Source organism: Hymenobacter coalescens (assembly GCF_054783195.1).
This window is the reverse complement of the sequence record NZ_BAAGRA010000019.1, coordinates 138,409-156,945: the sequence shown is the minus strand read 5'-3', so window position 1 is coordinate 156,945 and position 18,537 is coordinate 138,409. Positions and strand designations below refer to the sequence as shown.

The following is an 18,537-nucleotide window of genomic DNA, read 5'->3' as shown; positions in this document are numbered from 1 at the left end:
CCGTGCAGCACTTGCACGGCGGGCCGTTGTCGTTGGGAGCGGCGGCGCTTAGGCCGGCTGCTTTTCCTTCACCGCCAGCTGCCCGCAGGCCGCGTCGATGTCCTTGCCGCGCGAGCGGCGCAGGTTTACCTGCACACCGCGGTCGGCCAGGTACTTCATGAAGGGGATGAGGCGGTCTTCGTCGGCGTTCAGGTAAGCGGCGTTGCTGATGGGGTTGTACTCGATCAGGTTGACCTTGCAGGGAATCCACTTGGTGATTTCCAGCAGCGCCTTCGCGTCCTCGATGCCGTCGTTGATGTTGTCGAACACGATGTACTCGTACGTGACCATGCGCTCGGTGAGCTGGTGGTAGTACTGCAGCGCCTCCTTCAGCACCGGCAGCGAGTTCGACTCGTTGATGGGCATGATGGTGTTGCGCTTCTCGTCGGTGGGCGCGTGCAGGCTCAGGGCCAGGTTGGCCTTCACCCCGTCGTCGGCCAGCTTCTTGATCATCTTGGCAATGCCGGCGGTGCTGATGGTCAGGCGGCGCGCGGCCATGCCCAGGCCCTCCTTGTTGTCGGTGATGCGCTCCACGCTTTTCACCACGTTCTGGTAGTTGAGCAGCGGCTCGCCCATGCCCATGTACACGATGTTGGTGAGCGGCTTGCCGAAGTTTTCCTCGGCCTGGCGGGCAATGATGGCCACCTGGTCGAAGATTTCGGCCGCGTCGAGGTTGCGCTTGCGCTCCATGTAGCCGGTGGCGCAAAACTTACACGTGAGCGAGCAGCCCACCTGCGACGACACGCAGGCCGTCATCCGGTCGTCCTTCGGAATGAGCACGCCCTCCACGATATGGCCGTCGTGCAGGCGGAAGGCCGACTTGATGGTGCCGTCCTTGCTCTGCTGCGAGGTGTGCACCTGCACCGCGTTGATGCTGAAGTGCGCGTCGAGCAGCTCGCGGGTGGCCAGCGAGAGGTTGTTCATCTCGGCAAAGGAGTGGGCCACGTTGCGCCAGAGCCACTCCATCACCTGCTTGGCACGGAAGGGCTTTTCGCCGTGCTCCACCAGAAAGGTCTTGAGCTCGTCGAGGGTGAGTTTGCGGATATCCCGCTTGGTGACAATGGGCAGCGTAATCATAGCACAAAGGTACAACCAAACAGCGGCTTAGGTTCCCGCTCGGGCGCAGGCTTTTACGGCCGGGCAGGCGGGCCTACTACCCGGCGGCGAGCCGCGCGGCCGCTTCGGCGGGCAGTCCCCGCAGTTTGCGGGTGGTATAGTCGAAGCAGAGCATGCCGGTTTTGGCGCGGGCCACCTCGCGGCCGGCGGTAGTGTGCACGTGGTACACCACGTCGAAGCCATACTTGTGCAGGTCGGTGGCGGCCATCTGCACGCGCAGCACGTCGCCGTAAAACCCTTCGCCCTTGTACTCCACCGCGAGGTCGGCCATGATCAGGCCCTGCCGGGTGACGGGGTCAAACTCGGGTAGCTGCATCTGGGCCAGAAACCGTACGCGCGCCTCGTGCAGCAGGCTCACCAGCGCGTCGTTGCCGAGGTGGGCCCCGTAGTTCAGGTCGGTGATGCGCACGGGCAGCTCCGTGACGACGGAAAACGCGGCGGGCAGGGCAACTTTGAGGCGGGCCATAGCAAAAAAATGAGCGGTACTGAAACTTGCCGGCCGGCCCGTACGATTAAGGGCGGTTGAGCGGTTGAAACCCACGAAACGCCGGCGGCGCAAATATCGGCATGCCGAATTGGTGGCGGTTTAATTTGCTGTATCTTACCTTCCCCGTACCGGCCGCAAGGACGTTCCGTTCCCCCCTTCTTCTTCACCGTTCCCCATGATTGTAGAAGTACGCCCTACCGCCGATGGCTCCAGCACCCTCTACGTGCCGGCCCTCGACGAGCATTATCATTCTACGCACGGCGCCGTGCAGGAAGCCCTGCACGTGTACCTGCAAGCCGGCCTGGAACCCGCCCTGGCTAAGGCCACCGGTCCGGCCCCCGTGTGGGTACTGGAAATCGGCTTTGGCACGGGCCTGAACGCACTGCTCACCCTGCAGCGCAGCCTCAGCTCCACGGCCCCCATTTTCTACGACACCATCGAGAAGCACCCGCTGTCGGCCGCCACCATCCGCAAGCTCGGTGCCGAGCGCTACATTCTCAATCCGGAGCTGCTGGAGTGCTACGAGCTGCTGCACGAAGCCTCCTGGAACACGCCCGAAGCCCTGACGACGCAGTTTGCCCTGCTGAAGATTCCGGGGGCTCTGCAGGACCTGCCCCTGGCCGAGGACACCTACCAGGTTATCTATTTCGATGCCTTCGCGCCGGAAAAGCAGCCGGAAATGTGGACCGACGAGGTGTTTGAGCAGCTGTACGCGGCCACTACCTCGGGCGGCTGCCTGGTCAGCTACTGCGCCAAGGGCTCGTTCAAGCGCAGCCTGAAAGCCGCCGGCTGGCAGGTGGAATCCTTGCCCGGCCCGGCGGGCAAGCGCGAAATGACGCGGGCCTGGAAGCGGTAGCCGCGCCGGCAAATCAAGCCCGCATCAGTACCCTGGGCGTCGTTTCCGCGGGCGGAGGCGGCGCCCGTGTTCTTGTACGCCTAAGCATCTGGATGAAAATTGGCCGCCTCGACCAGCTTACCGAATTGCAGTACCGGCACCTGCTGGCCAACTACCACCACTACTCGGACTTCAACTCCCTGGGCCTATTCCGCAGCCTGCTTGAAAACGAGAAGCTGGACGCCACCCAGCGCCTGCGCCTACGGGACGCAGCCATCGAGGTATTTCCGAAGTTTTTCGAGTTTCTGCAGCTGAAAGACCCGCGTACGTACCTACGCCTGCAGGCCCTAGGCCAAGGCTTAACCGTGGCCGACGAGCAGGCCGCGTGGGAGGAGCTGCGGCGAAATCAGCAGCGGCTGCTGGCGGACAAGCGCATCCGGCACCGCAACCTGGGCACCTACGGCCGCCACGACTGCGGCTACCCCGATTGCCCATTTAATGGCCTGATGGTGCGCCAGAACACCTGGCTGGCCGAAAGCCGCCTGCACTTCGACTCGGACCGGCGCAGCCGCTGGCAGGCCTCGGAACAATCCCGGCAGCGGCGCCAGGGCCGCAAAGCCTTCAACGCCGGCCGCAACACGCGCCTGCCAGAGGACCTGTAGCTCGGCCGTAGCCGGACCGGCGTCACGCAAACGTGGTTTTAGCCGTAAGTTGAAACCGCATCATGAGTCAACAATTCCTCGAAACCGAAGGCCCGGGTTGGGTCGAGCGGGGCATTATCAGCCCCGAGCAGCTGCGGCAGTTGCAGGCGCTGTACCCCGAGCAGCCGCGCGCCATCGGGCTGCTGCCGCTGCTGGGCTCCTTGCTGGTGGGGCTGAGCGCCCTGAGCGTGGTGGCCGCCAACTGGCAGGACTTGCCAGAAGCTGTGCGTCTGGGCCTGCTCATCGGGGCCTTGGTGGGCGCGTACGCGGCCGGGGAGCATTTTCTGGCCCGCGGGCACCGCGGGCTGGGCATCGGGCTGGTCGGGCTGGGGCTGCTGCTGTTCGGAGCCAGCATCGTGCTTACCAGCCAGCTCTACCAGCTCATTGGCTACGACATGACGGGCCTGGTGGCCTGGGTGGTAGCCGGCGTGGGACTGACCTACCTCTACCAAAGCCGCTCGCTGCTGCTGCTCACCGTGGGCATCGGGGTGCTGGCGCAGGGCTACACCGTGGGCAGCCTGAGCACTTACAGCTACGCCACGGCGGGGCTGCTGGCCGGCGGGCTGGGCTACTACTGGTGGCGCCGCCCCGACGGCTTCTGCGGGGCCGTGCTGGCCACCGGGCTGCTGTGGCAGGTGGCCTTGCTGATCAGCCACCTGCACCTGAAAATCACCTGGTTTTTCGTGCCCGCCATGCTCATCTACGCCCTCGGCGACTGGCAGCCGCACCGGCCCGCGGCCCGCGCCTGGCAGGCCCCGCCGCTGGTAGCCGCGTTTCTGTTCATGCTCGGGCTGGCCATGTTCGGCGAAGCGGGCAGCTACACCGACCGGCTGCGGCCCCAGTGGATTGGTTTCCTGGGCGCGCTGCTGCTGGTGCTGCTGATTTCGGTGGCCGGTAAGCGCGCCCGCGGCCGCCTCAGCAGCGCGGCCGACTGGCTTCTCTTGCTGCCGGGCTATTACTTCCCCGGCGGGCTCCCCTTAGCCGTGGCCGCGCTGGTAGTGCTGTATGCCTACTCCGGCTCGGTGCTGTACCGCGGCTTCCGCGAGCAGGCCGCCGACCGCGTCAACCTCGGCACGGTGCTCTTCGTGCTGACCACCATGGTGGCTTACTTCAAGCTGACGTGGGGCTTTATGGATAAGTCGCTGTTTTTCCTGCTCGGCGGGCTCTTGCTGCTCGGCCTGAGCTGGTACCTGCGCCGGCAGGCCCGCAACCTGCCCACCACCGATCAGCCCACCGCCCCCCGGCCATGACGACTGCGCCCCTGCTTTTCTCGCCCGCCCCCGAGCGGCGCCCCCGCTGGGTGCGGCTGGCAGTGGCCGCTCAGGTGCTGTTTGTGCTGCTGGTAGCGGCGGCGGGCTACGCCGTCAGTCGCTACGGGCAGTCCGTCACCCTGCGCACGTCTCCCGTCGACCCGCGTGCCCTGCTGCGCGGCGAGTACGTGTCGCTGAACTACGACATCAGCCAGTTGCCGCGCCGCTTGTGGCGGGGCGAGGAACCGCCCCGGCGGCGTCAGCCGGTGTACGTGGAGCTGCGCCCCACCGCGGCCGGCCACTACGAGGCCGTGGCGGTGTACCCCGCCGCGCCGGCCTCCACGCCCGCCGGCCACGCCGTGCTGCGCGGCTGGATTGCCAACGCCTGGCGCCAGGGCCTGCAGGTGCGCTACGGACTGGAACGCTATTACGTGCCCGAAGGCACCGCCCTGCAGCTGGAGCGCCGGGCCCGACGTGGCCCGCTGCGGGTGCAGGTCAGCATAGCCCCGTGGGGCCAGGCGCGCATTACGCAGGTGGAAAAAGCCGCCGCGAGTCCCACCGGGCCCTGAAGCACCCACCGACCCGACGCCGGCGGCTCGGTATCCCGGCTGCGCTGAGAGAGTGTTGCTTACAATCCGCCCGCCCTTAGCGTGCGGTTTCAGTCAACAAAGCCAGATCTTGCGCGTCGGTGTCCACCACAGCGTACTTTTTCTGGCCGGTGATGGTCATTTCGTCCAGCGCGTCCACCATGTCGCCGTAAGTCGCGGCCGGGGTAGTTTTGATCAGCACCGTGATTCTGGGGTTGCGCTGCCGCTGCTCCAGCAGCACCCGCCGCAGTCCTTCCGCGCCAAAGTTGGTGGTGTGCAGTTCGGGCCGGGCGTTGGGGGCATTCTGCCCGAAGAAATAGTGCACCTGCTGGTTTTTGTCCAGCAGCAAGGTCAAGGCGTTCTTTTGCCCAACGGACGTCGGTTCCCCGTGGCTGTCGGGCATGGTCAGCTGCATCACGTTGGGCCGGGCGAAAGTGGTGGTGAGCATGAAAAAGGTCAGCAGCAGAAACGCCAAATCGACCATGGGCGTCATGTCGAGGCGAAACGCGTGCTTTTTGGCGCGGGGCTTGGTGCCCCGGGGCTGGGCGGCGGCTTGGATTTCGGCCATGGGGGATGAGGGTTCGAAAGCGTGAACGACACCTTTCCCAACGGTTCCGACCTGACCGGTATTGCCCACTAAGCCTGGTTATCCGCCGCAAAATGCCACACCCGCTCCGGCGTCACGCAGGCGTGCAGCGGCACGTCGCCGGGCCACACGTCGGTGATGCGCGTCACGGGCGGCTCCAGGCTCAGTCCGATGCGCCGGGCGTGCGGGCAATCGAGCAGAAACCGGTCGTAAAAGCCCTTGCCGTAGCCCACGCGCTGCCCCTGCTCGTCGAAAGCCAGCAGCGGCAGCAGCACGGCGTCGATGTCGGCCGGCGCCACCACCGGGGCGGCCACCGGCTCCGGGATGCCCCAGGCGCTTGCATGCAGCGGCGTTTCGGGCGTGAGCCGTTGGTGCGTCAGCAGGCCGTCGGCCTGCACCACGGGCACGACCACGCGCACGGCCGGCCACTCGGCCCACAGCCGCCGGATCAGGGGCCAGGTGTCCAGCTCCTGCCGCCGCTGTATGGGCAAAAAGACGTGGACGGTGCGCCAACTCCCCACGTCGAAGCCGGCAAACAGCTGCGCGGCCACCTGCGCGCTGCGCCGGGCCAGCTCGGCCGGTGGCAGCGCCCGGCGCCGGGCCAGCATCTGCTGGCGCAGTTCGGCTTTGGTCATGGCCGGGGCAGGGCGGCGGAGCCGCGAAGGCGGTGCATGACCTCGTCGCGCTCCGATTCGATGCCCAGGTAAGCCCAGGGGTAGGGCGTAAACCGCGGCGCCAGCTGCTCCAGCAGCGCGTCGCGGCGGGCACGTTCGCCCAGCAGGTGGTAGAGGCAGGCGAGGTAGTTGTTGGCGTACACCGCGACCAATGAGTTGTCGACGGGCAGCGGCGGCTGGGCCAGCACCCGCTGCAGCAGCTCTCGGTGCGCGGCGTACCAGCGGCTCTGGGCCGTCGCCTCGTCTTCGGTGTCGGCGTCGCTGTACATCTCGACCAAGTACATCAGCCACAGCGCGTACTGCACCTGCGGCTCCGCCACGGATTCGATGTAGCCCAGCAGCTCGGGCTGACTGCCGAGCCACTTGGGCGAGGCTACTTTGAAGAGGTGGTGATGGGCCCAGAACTTGCCCGGATCCAGGGCAACGCTTTCGTGAAAGGACTCCACTGCCGCGTCGGCGTCGCTGAAGCCCATTTCTACCCGCACCAGGCGGGCGCGGGCCTCGCAGCGGTAGGCGGGCGTGGGAAATGGACCGCTGAGCTGCTCGTGCGCCAGCTGCAGGTAATGCACAAAGCCACTGACCTCGGCTTGGGTCAGGTCTTTGCCCCACTTGCCGGTGCGGGCCTGCCAGGCGCCGTAGAGGTGCCAGGCCCCCAGTACCAACTGCCCAAACTCCGTCGGGGCGTCCGCGCGCAGCTGGTATAGCTCCTGGCTGTACTGCTCGGTCAGGCACAGCCCATCAAGCAGGCGGGAAAGCTCGTCGCTCGTAAGGGTGGCCGCCACGGCCGCCACCTGCTCCCAGTGCCGGGCGCGTACCAGGGCCGGGATGCCGTGGCAGCTGAGCAGGCCAAAGGAAAGGTCCCGCTCCGGCTCACGGCCGCGGCTGCCCGCAAACAAAGAAGATAGAAAAGAGCGCATCCGCGAATTGAGTCAGGAAACCACCGGTCCCGAAAGTACACGAATCGGCCCGGTCCTTTACTCTTCTTCGATGACGGTGAACTGCAGCGCCAGCGGGTCGAACGCATCCACGAGCAGCGCGACGAAGCCGGGGTTGTTGACCACGATGCTGAGCACGTTGTCGTGGCGCTCCTGCAGGCCACCGGCCGGAAACAGCTTCTCCTTCAGGCCGCTCAGCTGGTTGTACACCGTCTCGTGCTTGGTTTCGGCGGCCTTGCTCAGGCGCTTTTCCAGCCCGGCCACGATGCCCGTCACCTTCTGCTGCTCGGCCGCCACGGTCTTCACCAGCGTCGGGTCGAGGCGCTGGGCCAGGGCCGACACGGCCGCGAAGGCGTCGGCCAACTGCTGCTGCTGCGCGGCCAAGCTTACCTCCTCCTGCCCCACCAGCGCGGCCACCTGCTTTTTCAGCTCGGGCAGCGGGCGGAACAAATCGTCGGTCGAGAGGCCCAGCTTGCGCAGCTTGCCCAGGTGGGTGCGGCCCACGTACAGGGCCGAATTGCGCAGCAGCACCAGCGGCATGGGCACCTGGTAGTGCTCAAACACGCCCCGCAGCTGCAGCCAGTAGGCCACTTCGGCACCGCCGCCCACGTAGCACAGGTTGGGCAGCAGCAATTCCTGGTACAGGGGGCGCAGCACTACGTTGGGGCTGAAGCACTCGGGCCGGGCCTGGGCGTGGGTCACGGCCTCCTCGGTGCTCCAGCGCAGATCGGCGTTGCGCACCACCACGTGGCCATCTTCCAGCTCCAGCCGCTCCCGCTTGCCCGCATCGGTGAGGTAAAAGAGGTTGAGCGGGCGCGTATACACCTGCGGCTTGTAGCCGGCGGCGTCCAGGGCTTCGTCGGCGGCTTGCACGGCATGGTAGGCGGGCTGGGCGCGCAATTCTTCGGCCAGCACCGGCGCCAGCACCGTTTTCAGCTCCGCGTCGTCGGGCTCCACGCTCACCACGCCGTACTCCCCGAACAAGGTGTGCACGAGGCGCCGGGTGGCTTCCGCCAAGGTGTGGCTCTGGGCGTAGGCTTCGCGGAAGGCGGCGGGCACGTCGGCGGGCAGCTGCTCGAGTACCTGCTCGGCCAGGCCGTCGAGCTTCATGCGGCCGACGGGCCCGCCCGTTTGCTCGGCCTGCCACTCCAGGCGCTTGCCGAAGAGGTGCAGGTGGTTGATTTCGGCAAAGTCGTGGTCTTCCGAGGCCAGCCAGTACACCGGCACGAAATCGTACTGCGGGTATGCGGCCTTGAGCTGCCGGCAGAGCTTGATGACCGTCGCAATCTTGTAGATGAAGTACAGCGGCCCGGTCAGTACGTTGAGCTGGTGGCCGGTGGTGACGGTGAAGGTGGTGCTCTTTTCCAGCAGGGCCAGGTTGGCCTGCACGGCCGGGTGAACTTCGGGCAGGGCCTCGTACTGGCGTTGCAGGGCCTGGTGCAGCAGCTCGCGCGTAGCGGCCGGGTACTGCGCCCGCTTCTCCTCTATCTGCTCCGCAAAGGCCGCCAGCGTCGGAAAGCGGTGGTAGAACGGCTGGAGGCGCGGTTCCTGGTTCAGGTAATCGGTCAGAAACGAGCTGAACGCGCCGGTGGCGGCGTAGGGCAGACAGTGCACTGGCATGGGGCAGACGGGGGACGTTGCAGGCTGCAACGTTCGCGAAAAAACCGCGCCCGGCGCCGAATGTTCACCGGCAACTTTCTTTCCCCGCTTGCGTCATGCAAATGCAGCTGCGATTCGTTATATTGCTAAGCCGCCCCACCACCTCTTTTCCACCCAGTTATGCACCTATTCACCCTCTCCTGGGTCTGGCTAGCGGCCATCGTGCTGCTGCCGTGGCTCTACACGCTCTGGCACATCCGCAGCGGCGAATTTCCCGGCCGCTGGGAGCGGCGACGCTGGTTCCAGGCCGTGGCGTATCTGCCCTTCATCGGCATGTGGCAATACTGGACCAGCGGCGTGCACCGCCGCAACCTCTCGCACTAGGAAACCCTACCGAGCTGAGCCCAACGCGTCGTCCGGTGCTTGCGCAGAACCTTGCTCGGACCCCGCCCCCACGAAACAGCGCAGCCACTACCCGAAACGGCAGTGGCTGCGCTGTTTTATCCGAAGCGTTATATCCGACCGAAAGAGCTTTTACTCGATCGGCGGTGCCGGGTCGGCACCATGTTCCTCCCTTGGCCGGATAACGTTCTTTTCTCCTGTTTCCTACTTCACCACCTCGCCGTAGAGGTCGAAGTCCGAGGCGTCGGTGATTTTTACCTGGGCAAAGTCGCCGAGGCGCACGTACTGCTCGGTGGCGGGCACCAGCACTTCGTTGTCGACTTCGGGCGAGTCGTACTGGGTGCGGCCCACCCAGTAGCCGCTTTCCTTGCGGTCGAAGAGCACCTTGTAGGTCTGGCCCACTTTGGCCTCGTTGAGCTCCATCGAAATGCCCTGCTGCAGCTCCATGATGGCGTCGGCGCGCTCCTGCTTGACTTCGGCGGGCACGTTGTCCTCCAGGGTGTAGGCGTGGGTGTTTTCCTCGTGCGAGTAGGTAAAGATGCCCAGGCGCTCAAACTTGGTCTTCTCCACGAAGTCGTACAGCTCCTGGAAGTCCTGCTCGGTTTCGCCGGGGTGGCCGGCAATGAGGGTGGTGCGCAGGGCAATATCGGGCATGCGCTGCCGGATCTGATCGACCAGCTCCACCGTGCGGCGCTTCGAGATGCCGCGGCGCATGGTCTTGAGCATGTTGTCCGAAATGTGCTGCAGGGGCATGTCGAGGTACTTGCACACGTTTTCGCGCTCCTGCATCACGTCCAGCACTTCCATCGGGAACTGCGAGGGGTAGGCGTACTGCAGGCGGATCCAGTCGATGCCGCTTACGTCGGAAATGCGGCGCACCAGCTCGGCCAGCTTTCGTTCGCCGTATTTCTCCAGGCCGTAGTAGGTCAGGTCCTGCGCGATGAGAATCAGCTCCTTGGTGCCCAGGCGCGCCAGCTTGGTGGCCTCGGTCACCAGGTCGTCCATGGTCTTGTCCACGTGCTTGCCGCGCATCAGCGGGATGGCGCAAAACGAGCAGGGACGGTTGCAGCCCTCGGCAATTTTGAAGTAGGCGTAGTGCTTGGGCGTGGTCAGCAGCCGCTCGCCCACCAGCTCGTGCTTGTAGTCGGCGTTCAGGGTCTTGAGCAGCTGGGGCAGCTCCAGGGTGCCGAAGTAGGCATCCACCTGCGGAATTTCCACTTCCAGCTGGTCCTTGTAGCGCTGCGAGAGGCAGCCGGTCACGTACACCTTGTCCACCTTGCCGGCTTCCTTGGCGTCGGCGTACTGCAGGATGGTGTCGATGCTTTCCTGCTTGGCGTTGTCGATGAAGCCGCAGGTGTTGATGATGACGATGCCCGACTCGTCTTTGGTCGATTCGTGCGTCACGTCGTAGCCGTTGCCGCGCAGCTGGCCCATCAGCACTTCCGAGTCCACCAGGTTTTTGGAGCAGCCCAGGGTGATGACGTTGACCTTGTTGGCCCGATTGCCTTTTACTTTCATTCTGCAGAGGGCGCGAGCGTGTAGCTCGCGTATCGTTAGGCGGTGCACCGGCTCGGGAAGCACCTAGTTCTGAACAAATTGCCCGCTTTTTGCCGAGGGCAAAAATGGGAGGGCAAAGGTACGCAGACGCCAACGCCTTTTCCTACTGCGAACGTTCCTTCCAATTAAGGACGCTCCACCGGCAAGGGCCGCTTCATCAGGATGTCGGTCTGCGCGTCGTCGCCGAGCCGGAACACGTGCTGGCCGAACGCCACGAAGCCATTTTTCTGGTAGAAGCGGATGGCGCGCGGGTTTTCTTCCCACACGCCCAGCCACACGTACTCGGCCCGGGCCTGCGCGGCCAGCTCCAGAGCCTGGTCGTGCAGCCGTTGCCCCACCTGCTGCCCGTGAAAGGCCTGCAGCACGTAAATCCGCTCAATTTCCAGGGCGGGGGCCGCCTGCGCTTCGGTTTGCGCCGTGCCGGTGTTTACTTTCAGGTAGCCGATGACGCGGCCTTCCTGCTCCGCGAAGTAAAAGGCCGAATCCGGATTCTGCAGCTCCGCCGCCAGCTTGTCGCGGGCAAAGCCTTCCGCCAGATACGCCTGCATGTTCTGCGCGGAATTGCCGGCCGCGAAGGTTTCGAAAAATGTCTGCCGGCCGATCTGCTGCAGCGCGGCTACGTCGTGCACGGTAGCCCGGCGGATGGTAAACTGGTTCATGGGTTTGTTGGGTAGTAGGTTGTGAGGAGGCCGCGCGGCGGAATTGCCGGCGCCGCTGCTGACCTTCGGGGCTGCGGCCATTCATCGGGCCTTCGCCCCACCTGCGCATGATGACGCTATCCGAGATTCTGCAAACCATCTACCCCTTGCCGCCCGCCTCGCTGGCGAAGGTCCTGGCGTTGGCTGAATACGTGGAGCTGCCGAAAGGAACCTTGCTGTTCCGCGACGATCAGCTCGCGCACCACATCTACGTGCTGCAGCGCGGCCTCGCGCGGGCGTATGCCCGGCAGCAGGAGCGGGAAGTCACCTTTTGGTTTTCCGACGAAGGCGCGGTGCTGGTTTCCATCCGCGGCTACACCGAGCAGGCCGTGAGCTACGAAACCATTGAGCTGCTGGAAGACAGCGGGCTGTTTCGGCTCAACATGCGGGCGCTGCAGCAGCTCTACCAAACGGACGTGCACCTGGCCAACTGGGGCCGGGTAATGGTGGAGCGCGTGTGGTTGCAAACCGAGCAGCAGCTCATTGCCCGGCAGTTTCGCACGGCCGCTGAGCGCTACGCCGACCTGCTGCGCCAGAACCCGCAGCTGCTGCAGCGCGTGGCGCTGGGGCACATTGCGTCGTACCTGGGCATCACCCAGGTCACGCTGAGCCGCGTGCGGGCTCAGCTGAAAAAAACGCCGCGCCTCTAGGACGACACCGCCTTCAGCCCGAGCACGGAGCCGATCAGCGTAACGAGGAAGAACAGGCGCGGGCCGGTCAGCGGGTCGCCGAACGCGAGGACGCCCAGGGCGGCGGTGCCTACCGCGCCGATGCCCGTCCAGACCGCGTAGGCGGTGCCCAGCGGTATCTGCGTCAGGCTGAGGTTGAGCAGGTAAAAGCTCAGGGCCGCGCAGCCCGCGAAGGCAGAGTACCACCCCACCGATTCGGCGCCGGCGGCCAGCTTGGCCTTGCCCAGGCAGAACGCAAATGCAACTTCGGCCAAGCCGGCCAATATCAAAAACACCCAATGCATGGCAAAAACGAAACGTGTGGCGCAAAGGTCCGGCCCCCGCCCCGCGTTTCTTTTTACCGATGTTAAAATCGAACTGAGCTGGTAAAAGCAGTTCTCAACTACCCAAACAGACGCCTAACGGCTTTGAGCCCTGCAACACACCGGCTATAAGCGGATGCTAGAGCCCGCGGCCGCCCGTCAGCACGCCGTACACACCTGGTACCACGCGGCGCAGCGCTGCCCCGAGCAGCACCGCCAGAGCCACCACCACCAGCGGCAGCAGCAAAAACGTGAGCAGTTGCTGCTGCGGCCAGTTACCCAGCACAGCTTCGGTGGCGTAGTTGACCAAGGGCACGTGCAGGGCGTAGACGATAAACGAAAAGCCCGTCAGCCACACAAACCAGCGCCGGCGCATGGCGGCGCGCACCACGGCGTTGGAGCCAAACCACATCACGCCCACGCCCAGCAGCTCGGCCGCTTTGTGCAGCAGCAGCATGGGCACAAACGGCGGCTGGTCGAAATAAAAGGCCAGCCAGGTTTTGAGCGCCACCATGCCCAGCCACAGCAATGCCAGCGGCCCCAGCCAAAACCAGCGCGGCCGCAGCAGCACCTCCGCCCGGCGGCGGCGCAGCCAGATGCCCAGCGCGAAGAACAGCAGGCCGGTGCCTTCCAAGAATAGCACGTTGAACTCCGTCAGCCAGAGCAATGCGGCTACGGCAAAGTACACCGCCGGGGTGCGGTCCAGCACCCAGCGCAGGGCCGGGTAAGCCAGGTTGTACACCAGCAACGTGCGCAGAAACCACAGCTGAAACGGCACCGGCAGCAGCAACCAGCGCAGCAGCAGTTGCCCCGGCGAGTACCCGCTAACGAAGGCGTTGTCGGGCCCAAAAACGCTCAGCGACGCCTGCTGCACCAGCTGCCGGGTGTACGGGTGCTGCTCCAGCGCCCAGGTGAAGGCCAACCCAATCAGGCTCCAGAGTAGGTAAGGCAGCAGCAGGGTGCGCAGCCGCCGCTTCACTCGCTGCCCGTGCGGGGTACCCACGTCGTAGTGGGCGAAGAGGTAGCCGGAAATGGCGAACAGAATGGGGATGCGGAACCGCAGCAGCCCGTTGGCCAGAAAGTACTGCAGGAAAGTGGCTGCCGACAGCGGTTCATCGACCGGTGTCCAGGGCTGCAGGTAGCGGGAGTGCAGATTGTACGCGTGCACGTACACCAGCAGCACCATGGCCACCAGCGACCAGAACCGCAGCTTCTGGCTCAGAAACGGGTCGAGGCGCTCGGGCTGCACCGGCGGCGGGGCGGGGGCTTGGTAGACAATCTGCATAACCCGATAGATGCGCCGGCCGGCGCGTCGGTTGTCTAGTTTGGCAGATTATCATTCGGCGCGCGGAGCCGGGTGCCGTCCGCCAGTTCCTCCGCGCCTTAACGTGCCGGTTGCGCCTTGGCAATCAGCGCCTGCATCAGCTCTTGCGCCGCGGCCAGCACCGGGCCGCCCAGCGCGTCCTGCCACAGTGCCGCAAACGATGCCTAGCCGAAATGCAGGCCCGCAGGCGTCAGCATGTTGATGCGGGCTGAGCCCTGGGGCGGGGCAGCAGGCCGGGGCTGCTCCCAGGGGCCAATCTGGCCAACCACCCGCTCTCCGGCCGCCAGCAGTGCCTGCACCGGGGCGGCCAACGAATCGTCGGGCCGCTCCCACACCACGCCAGCGCCGCTGTAGTTGTAGTAGCGGGCGGTGCCATCGGCATAAGCCGCCACCAGGTCGAACCCTTGTTCCATGCCCACTTCCACCACCACGCCCAGCACACGCTTGGCTTCGGCCGGCGGTGGCCGGTGCCCCAGCTCCCGCAGCGCCTGCCAAGCCTGCAGGTACTGCCGCGACTCCAGCCCCCCCCGGCGGTCAGCACCCGGCGCAGGGCGTGCTCAGCCGCCGCCGGGTCGTTTTGCAGCAGGGCCTGCCGGGCCGCCACAAACCACGTCCACCGCTCAACGGCTCCCAGGTCGTAGTCGGAGCGTAGCCACTCGGCCAGGGGCAGGTCGCCAAACAATACCTCGCGGATGCCGGAGGGCGGCGCTGGGTTGACGCCGTGAAGCAGGGGTCGAAACATGGGAGTCAACGGAAGATGCGTCGGGCCAATGTAACGCCAAAGCGCCCCCGGCGCGGGGCCGGGAGCGCTTTGGCGGAGCAGGACGGCGGGCCGCCCTTATTTTTTCGAAAACAGCGAGTCGACGAACGTGCGGCGGTCAAACAGCTGCAGGTCGGTCATTTTCTCGCCGACGCCGATGTAGCGCACCGGCACGTTCAGCTGATCGGAAATGCCGATGACCACCCCGCCTTTGGCCGTGCCGTCGAGCTTGGTAATGGCCAGGGCCGATACTTCGGTGGCCTTGGTGAATTCCTTGGCCTGCAGGAAGGCGTTCTGCCCGGTGCTGCCGTCGAGCACCAGCAGCACCTCGTGCGGCGCGTCGGGAATCACCTTCTGCATCACGCGCTTGATCTTGCTCAGCTCGTTCATCAGGTTCACCTTGTTGTGCAGGCGCCCGGCCGTGTCGATGATGACCACGTCGGCCTGCATTTCCACGCCCTTCTGCACGGCGTCGTAAGCCACGGAGGCCGGATCGGTGTTCATGCCGTGCGAAATGACGGGCACGCCCACGCGCTGCCCCCAGATGATCAGCTGGTCGACGGCTGCGGCGCGGAAAGTATCGGCCGCGCCGAGCACCACTTTCTTGCCGGCCGAGTGGAAGCGGTGGGCCAGCTTGCCAATCGTCGTGGTCTTGCCTACGCCGTTGACACCCACGACCATAATGACGAAGGGATGCCCGTTGTTGCCGGCCTGCTCGAGCACGGCCGTGGAGCCGGAGTCGTTCTTTTGCAGCAGCTCGGCAATTTCCTCGCGCAGGATGCGGTCCAGCTCCGAAGTGCCCACGTACTTGTCACGGGCCACCCGCTTCTCGATGCGGTCGATGACTTTCACCGTCGTGTCGATGCCCACGTCTGCGTGCACCAGCACCGTTTCCAGCTCGTCCAGCACCTCCTCGTCGACGGTGCTCTTGCCGACTACGGCTTTGCTGAGCTGGTCAAAGAAGTTGGTTTTGGTTTTTTCCAGCCCTTTGTCCAGCGACTCACGCTGCTCCTTGTTTTCCTTGTCCTTCTTAAAGAAATCGAAAAGTCCCATGGGGTTTATTGTAGAGGCGCTTGCATACGCCTCATCGTTGAACGATGATGAGAAGAGCCGGTCTGCACCTACGCTTGAGCCGCCCAAGGAGGCGGCTCTGCCCGTCGTTCAACGGCTTCAGGAGTACGCCCTTCCACAACGCAAAAAAGTCCCACGGAAAGGCGGGACTTCTTCACTTAACTGACGGGCGCGCAACGGTTGCCCCATAGGGAACCGGATGGGCGTTGGCACAGCCGTTCGACCGTACGCACCCGAAAAGGCCTTATTTGGTGCCGGAAGCGATGAACTCCTGCACTTTGTCCACGGGCACCATTTCCTCCTTGAAGGTGTAAGCACCGGTTTTGGGCGAGCGGACGGCACGGATAACCTTAGCCCAGTCCTTGCCGCCCGAGGTTTTCAGGGTAGCTACTACTTTCTTAGCCATGACTCAGCTTACTTGATTTCCTTGTGGACGGTCATTTTCTTGAGTACCGAGTTGTACTTCTTCAACTCGATACGCTCCGGGGTATTCTTCCGGTTTTTCGTCGTGATGTAGCGCGAGGTGCCCGGCTGGCCCGAGTTCTTGTGCTCGGTGCACTCCAGGATTACCTGCACCCGGTTTCCTTTCTTGGCCATCGTGGTACGGTCAGGGCGTGGGATTCGATTTTAGGACTGCAAAGATACGGGTAGTTTTTGAAAAGTCAAACAGTTAGTTGTCAGTTGTTAGTTGAAAGTTGCCGGAGCAAACGTCCAGGCAGATAAACAACCCGCAGCTGACACCTGTCGACCCTGCTATTTCAGCGTCGGCAGCTTAAAGTCATCCAGGGCGCTGGGCTTGGCCATCATCGCCTCTATTTCGGCCACCGTGCGCGGCGCGTCTTTCGACAGATTATCGTAGCCGCCGGGCGTTATCAGCAGGTCATCCTCGATGCGCACGCCGATGTTCCACCACTTTTTGTCGCAGGGGCTGCCCTCGGGAATGTAGATGCCCGGCTCCACGGTAATCACGTTGCCGGCCACCAGGGGCCCGTAGCGCCCCCGGTCGTGCACGTCGAGGCCGAGGTAGTGCGAGGTGCCGTGCGGGAAGTAGCGGCGCACCTCGTCGTCGGCCTTGATGATGCCGAGCTTTTTCAGGCCGTCGGCAATGACTTTCTCGGCCGCGTTGTGCGGGGCGCGGAACTCCACGCCGGGCTTGCAGGCCTGAAAGGCGGCGTCCTGCGCGGCCAGCACCAGCTCATAGATCTGCCGCTGCTCGGGGTTGAACTTGCCCGAGGGCGGGGCCGTGCGCGTCACGTCGGCGGTGTAGCCGTGGTACTCGGCACCGCAGTCCATCAGAATCAGGTCGGTGCCGATGCGGGGCTTGTCGTTGGTTTCGTAATGGAGCACGCAGGCGTTGTTGCCGGCCCCCACGATGCTGGGGTAGCCCTCGAACTCGGCTCCGTACTTTTTGTACACGTACTCGTGCAGGCCCTGCACTTCCATCTCGCCCATGTCGGGGCGCAGGGCTTTCATCACCTCCTGCTGGCCCACGGTGCTGATGCGCACGGCCTGCCGCAGCAGCTTGATTTCCTCGGGCGTCTTCACCTCGCGCAGCTGGTCCAGCGCCTCGCCCAGCGTGGAGGCGTCGAAGCGGGTGGCCGGGCGGGCAGCCACGGCCTTCTGGCGGGCCGCGTCGTTGTCGGCCTTCAGGTAGGCCTGCACGTAGGCGTCGGCGGCCACCTGCGGCTGCGCGCTGACCATGCTGGTCAGGTAAGGCCGCAGGTTGTCCACGTTGGTCAGGCCGTAGCGCTGAATCAGCTGGTGCGCCTCGGCCACGCGCGGGTTGAAATCCACCGGCACCTTGGCCTGCTGCCGGAAGGTGGCCACGAGACTGAAGAGGTCGGCGGGGTTGTCGGCGTCGTCGCGCACGTCGCTGGGCAGGTCCAGCAGCAGCAGTTGGCTGAGCTTGTCCCAGGCAATGCCGGCGGTGGCGAAATCCTTGCCCTCGGCTACGTACTGCAGGTTGAGTTCCTGCCGGGCGCCGTCTTTACCCAGCCGGCGGCCGGTCCACAGCTCGCGCTTCGGGTCCCGGGCCTGCACGAACAGGGCCTCGGTCACGCCGTTTTGGCCGCCCAGCGTCTGCGGCTCCTTGAAGAGCACCAGTACCCCGTCCGGCTCGTCGTAGCCGGTGAGGTAGTAGAGGTCGGGGTTCTGGTGGAAGATGTAGCTGACGTCGTTGGCGCGGTTGCGCACGGGCGCCGTAAACAGCACCGCCGCCGAGCCGGCGGGCAACAGCTGGCGCAGGGCTTCGCGGCGGCCGCGGTGAAAGGCCGGGTCCAGGAAATCGGCCGGGCGGCCGGGGCCGGCGGCGCGCTGGGCCAGGGCGGGTTCGGCCCCGAGCGCGCCCAGGCAGAGCAGCGCGAAGGCTCCCTGACGGAGCCACGACGTAAAGGTCAGCATAACGGTAGAGGCGGTGAAGCCCGGCGCCGAGCCGGCGCGGCAGGGCCTAAGGGGCCGGGCTATAGCAAAGGAAGAAGTTTCGGGCAGACCGTTGCGCCGCTACGCGCAAGTTCCGCGCAAATTCGGCTGGCCCGAACGCAAAAAAGCAGTCGACAGCCGGGCCCGAGGCCCAGCTGTCGACTGCCCGATACCGAAAGCGGTACTACCTAGTAAACTACGTAGCCTTCCTGCTTGGCTTTCTTCAGCACGGCCATGATGCCGTTCTTGTTGATCGTGCGGATGGTGGACGTGGCCACGCGCAGGGTTACCCAAGCATCCTCTTCGGGGATGTAGAAGCGCTTCTTCTGCAGGTTCGGGTAGAACTTGCGCTTGGTTTTGTTGTTGGCGTGCGACACGTTGTTACCAACGCGCGTGCGCTTGCCGGTCAGATCACAAACTCGGGCCATGGCTATGTGTGTACTTAGGAGTGACGATGCTAGAAAAAGGGACGCAAATATCGGCAAAAGTCTGGATTAGTCAAACTAA

General features: G+C 64.8%; 22 protein-coding genes. 6 read left to right on the top strand and 16 right to left on the bottom strand.

All coding sequences use genetic code 11. The features are described from left to right. Positions 1-48: 48 nt before the first annotated feature. A complete protein-coding gene (gene rlmN / locus ACYVKQ_RS17150; RefSeq protein WP_460676574.1) occupies positions 49-1,116 on the bottom strand; it encodes a dual-specificity RNA methyltransferase RlmN in 1,068 nt (355 codons plus the stop codon). Between the two features lie 76 nt (positions 1,117-1,192). Further along, complete coding sequence (locus tag ACYVKQ_RS17145; protein ID WP_460676573.1) at positions 1,193-1,621, bottom strand: thioesterase family protein; 429 nt, start codon at positions 1,619-1,621, stop codon at positions 1,193-1,195. 196 nt (positions 1,622-1,817) lie between these two features. On the opposite strand from ACYVKQ_RS17145, the gene mnmC2 reads away from it, so the two are divergent. The 4 genes from mnmC2 to ACYVKQ_RS17125 all read left to right on the top strand — a co-directional run bounded on the left by mnmC2 (position 1,818) and on the right by ACYVKQ_RS17125 (position 4,997). Then, entirely contained in the window at positions 1,818-2,498 is a 681-nt protein-coding gene (gene mnmC2, locus ACYVKQ_RS17140) for a tRNA (5-methylaminomethyl-2-thiouridine)(34)-methyltransferase MnmC2 (protein WP_460676572.1), read from the top strand. 92 nt (positions 2,499-2,590) lie between these two features. Then, positions 2,591-3,139: a hypothetical protein gene (locus ACYVKQ_RS17135; protein WP_460676571.1), complete on the top strand. Its 549-nt coding sequence runs from the start codon at positions 2,591-2,593 to the stop codon at positions 3,137-3,139. Between the two features lie 62 nt (positions 3,140-3,201). Next, positions 3,202-4,428 (top strand): DUF2157 domain-containing protein, encoded by a 1,227-nt coding sequence (locus tag ACYVKQ_RS17130; protein ID WP_460676570.1) that lies wholly within the window; start codon positions 3,202-3,204, stop codon positions 4,426-4,428. Next, positions 4,425-4,997, top strand: coding sequence for a GDYXXLXY domain-containing protein (locus tag ACYVKQ_RS17125; protein WP_460676569.1), 573 nt, complete (start codon positions 4,425-4,427; stop codon positions 4,995-4,997). Before ACYVKQ_RS17130 ends, ACYVKQ_RS17125 begins: the two co-directional genes overlap by 4 nt. Positions 4,998-5,073: 76 nt before the next feature. Here ACYVKQ_RS17125 and ACYVKQ_RS17120 read toward each other — a convergent pair whose 3' ends face one another. The 4 genes from ACYVKQ_RS17120 to bshC all read right to left on the bottom strand — a co-directional run bounded on the left by ACYVKQ_RS17120 (position 5,074) and on the right by bshC (position 8,830). Next, entirely contained in the window at positions 5,074-5,583 is a 510-nt protein-coding gene (locus ACYVKQ_RS17120) for an ExbD/TolR family protein (RefSeq protein ID WP_460676568.1), read from the bottom strand. A gap of 68 nt (positions 5,584-5,651) precedes the next feature. After that, positions 5,652-6,236 carry a 5-formyltetrahydrofolate cyclo-ligase gene (locus ACYVKQ_RS17115; protein ID WP_460676567.1) on the bottom strand — a complete coding sequence of 195 codons (585 nt, stop codon included), beginning with the start codon at positions 6,234-6,236 and terminating at the stop codon, positions 5,652-5,654. Continuing rightward, entirely contained in the window at positions 6,233-7,192 is a 960-nt protein-coding gene (locus ACYVKQ_RS17110; protein ID WP_460676566.1) for a hypothetical protein, read from the bottom strand. Before ACYVKQ_RS17110 ends, ACYVKQ_RS17115 begins: the two co-directional genes overlap by 4 nt. Positions 7,193-7,249: 57 nt before the next feature. Then, complete coding sequence (gene bshC, locus ACYVKQ_RS17105; RefSeq protein ID WP_460676565.1) at positions 7,250-8,830, bottom strand: bacillithiol biosynthesis cysteine-adding enzyme BshC; 1,581 nt, start codon at positions 8,828-8,830, stop codon at positions 7,250-7,252. A gap of 159 nt (positions 8,831-8,989) precedes the next feature. Here bshC and ACYVKQ_RS17100 point away from each other — a divergent pair, with 159 nt between their 5' ends. Beyond that, complete coding sequence (locus tag ACYVKQ_RS17100) at positions 8,990-9,193, top strand: hypothetical protein (RefSeq protein WP_460676564.1); 204 nt, start codon at positions 8,990-8,992, stop codon at positions 9,191-9,193. 222 nt (positions 9,194-9,415) lie between these two features. On the opposite strand, the gene rimO is transcribed toward ACYVKQ_RS17100, so the two are convergent. Then, a complete protein-coding gene (rimO, locus tag ACYVKQ_RS17095) occupies positions 9,416-10,729 on the bottom strand; it encodes a 30S ribosomal protein S12 methylthiotransferase RimO (protein ID WP_460676563.1) in 1,314 nt (437 codons plus the stop codon). 164 nt (positions 10,730-10,893) lie between these two features. Then, on the bottom strand, positions 10,894-11,427 hold the full coding sequence (locus ACYVKQ_RS17090; protein WP_460676562.1) for a GNAT family N-acetyltransferase: 534 nt from the start codon (positions 11,425-11,427) through the stop codon (positions 10,894-10,896). Positions 11,428-11,534: 107 nt separating this feature from the next. On the opposite strand from ACYVKQ_RS17090, the gene ACYVKQ_RS17085 reads away from it, so the two are divergent. Beyond that, a complete protein-coding gene (locus tag ACYVKQ_RS17085) occupies positions 11,535-12,116 on the top strand; it encodes a Crp/Fnr family transcriptional regulator (RefSeq protein WP_460676561.1) in 582 nt (193 codons plus the stop codon). Here ACYVKQ_RS17085 and ACYVKQ_RS17080 read toward each other — a convergent pair. The 8 genes from ACYVKQ_RS17080 to rpmB form a co-directional block, all read right to left on the bottom strand. Further along, complete coding sequence (locus tag ACYVKQ_RS17080) at positions 12,113-12,439, bottom strand: DMT family transporter (protein WP_460676560.1); 327 nt, start codon at positions 12,437-12,439, stop codon at positions 12,113-12,115. The two genes, ACYVKQ_RS17085 and ACYVKQ_RS17080, sit on opposite strands and share 4 nt — an antisense overlap. A 157-nt stretch (positions 12,440-12,596) precedes the next feature. After that, positions 12,597-13,742: an acyltransferase family protein gene (locus ACYVKQ_RS17075; protein ID WP_460676559.1), complete on the bottom strand. Its 1,146-nt coding sequence runs from the start codon at positions 13,740-13,742 to the stop codon at positions 12,597-12,599. Between the two features lie 203 nt (positions 13,743-13,945). Then, positions 13,946-14,221 (bottom strand): hypothetical protein, encoded by a 276-nt coding sequence (locus ACYVKQ_RS17070; protein ID WP_460676558.1) that lies wholly within the window; start codon positions 14,219-14,221, stop codon positions 13,946-13,948. 398 nt (positions 14,222-14,619) lie between these two features. After that, positions 14,620-15,594 (bottom strand): signal recognition particle-docking protein FtsY, encoded by a 975-nt coding sequence (gene ftsY / locus ACYVKQ_RS17065; protein WP_460676557.1) that lies wholly within the window; start codon positions 15,592-15,594, stop codon positions 14,620-14,622. 262 nt (positions 15,595-15,856) lie between these two features. Continuing rightward, positions 15,857-16,018, bottom strand: coding sequence for a DUF4295 domain-containing protein (locus tag ACYVKQ_RS17060; RefSeq protein ID WP_460676556.1), 162 nt, complete (start codon positions 16,016-16,018; stop codon positions 15,857-15,859). Positions 16,019-16,026: 8 nt separating this feature from the next. After that, positions 16,027-16,209, bottom strand: coding sequence for a 50S ribosomal protein L33 (rpmG, locus tag ACYVKQ_RS17055; protein ID WP_059068866.1), 183 nt, complete (start codon positions 16,207-16,209; stop codon positions 16,027-16,029). A 156-nt stretch (positions 16,210-16,365) separates the two neighbouring features. Continuing rightward, a complete protein-coding gene (locus tag ACYVKQ_RS17050) occupies positions 16,366-18,012 on the bottom strand; it encodes an aminopeptidase P family protein (RefSeq protein ID WP_460676555.1) in 1,647 nt (548 codons plus the stop codon). Between the two features lie 206 nt (positions 18,013-18,218). Further along, positions 18,219-18,458: a 50S ribosomal protein L28 gene (gene rpmB, locus ACYVKQ_RS17045; protein WP_138076465.1), complete on the bottom strand. Its 240-nt coding sequence runs from the start codon at positions 18,456-18,458 to the stop codon at positions 18,219-18,221. Between the last annotated feature and the right edge of the window lie 79 nt (positions 18,459-18,537).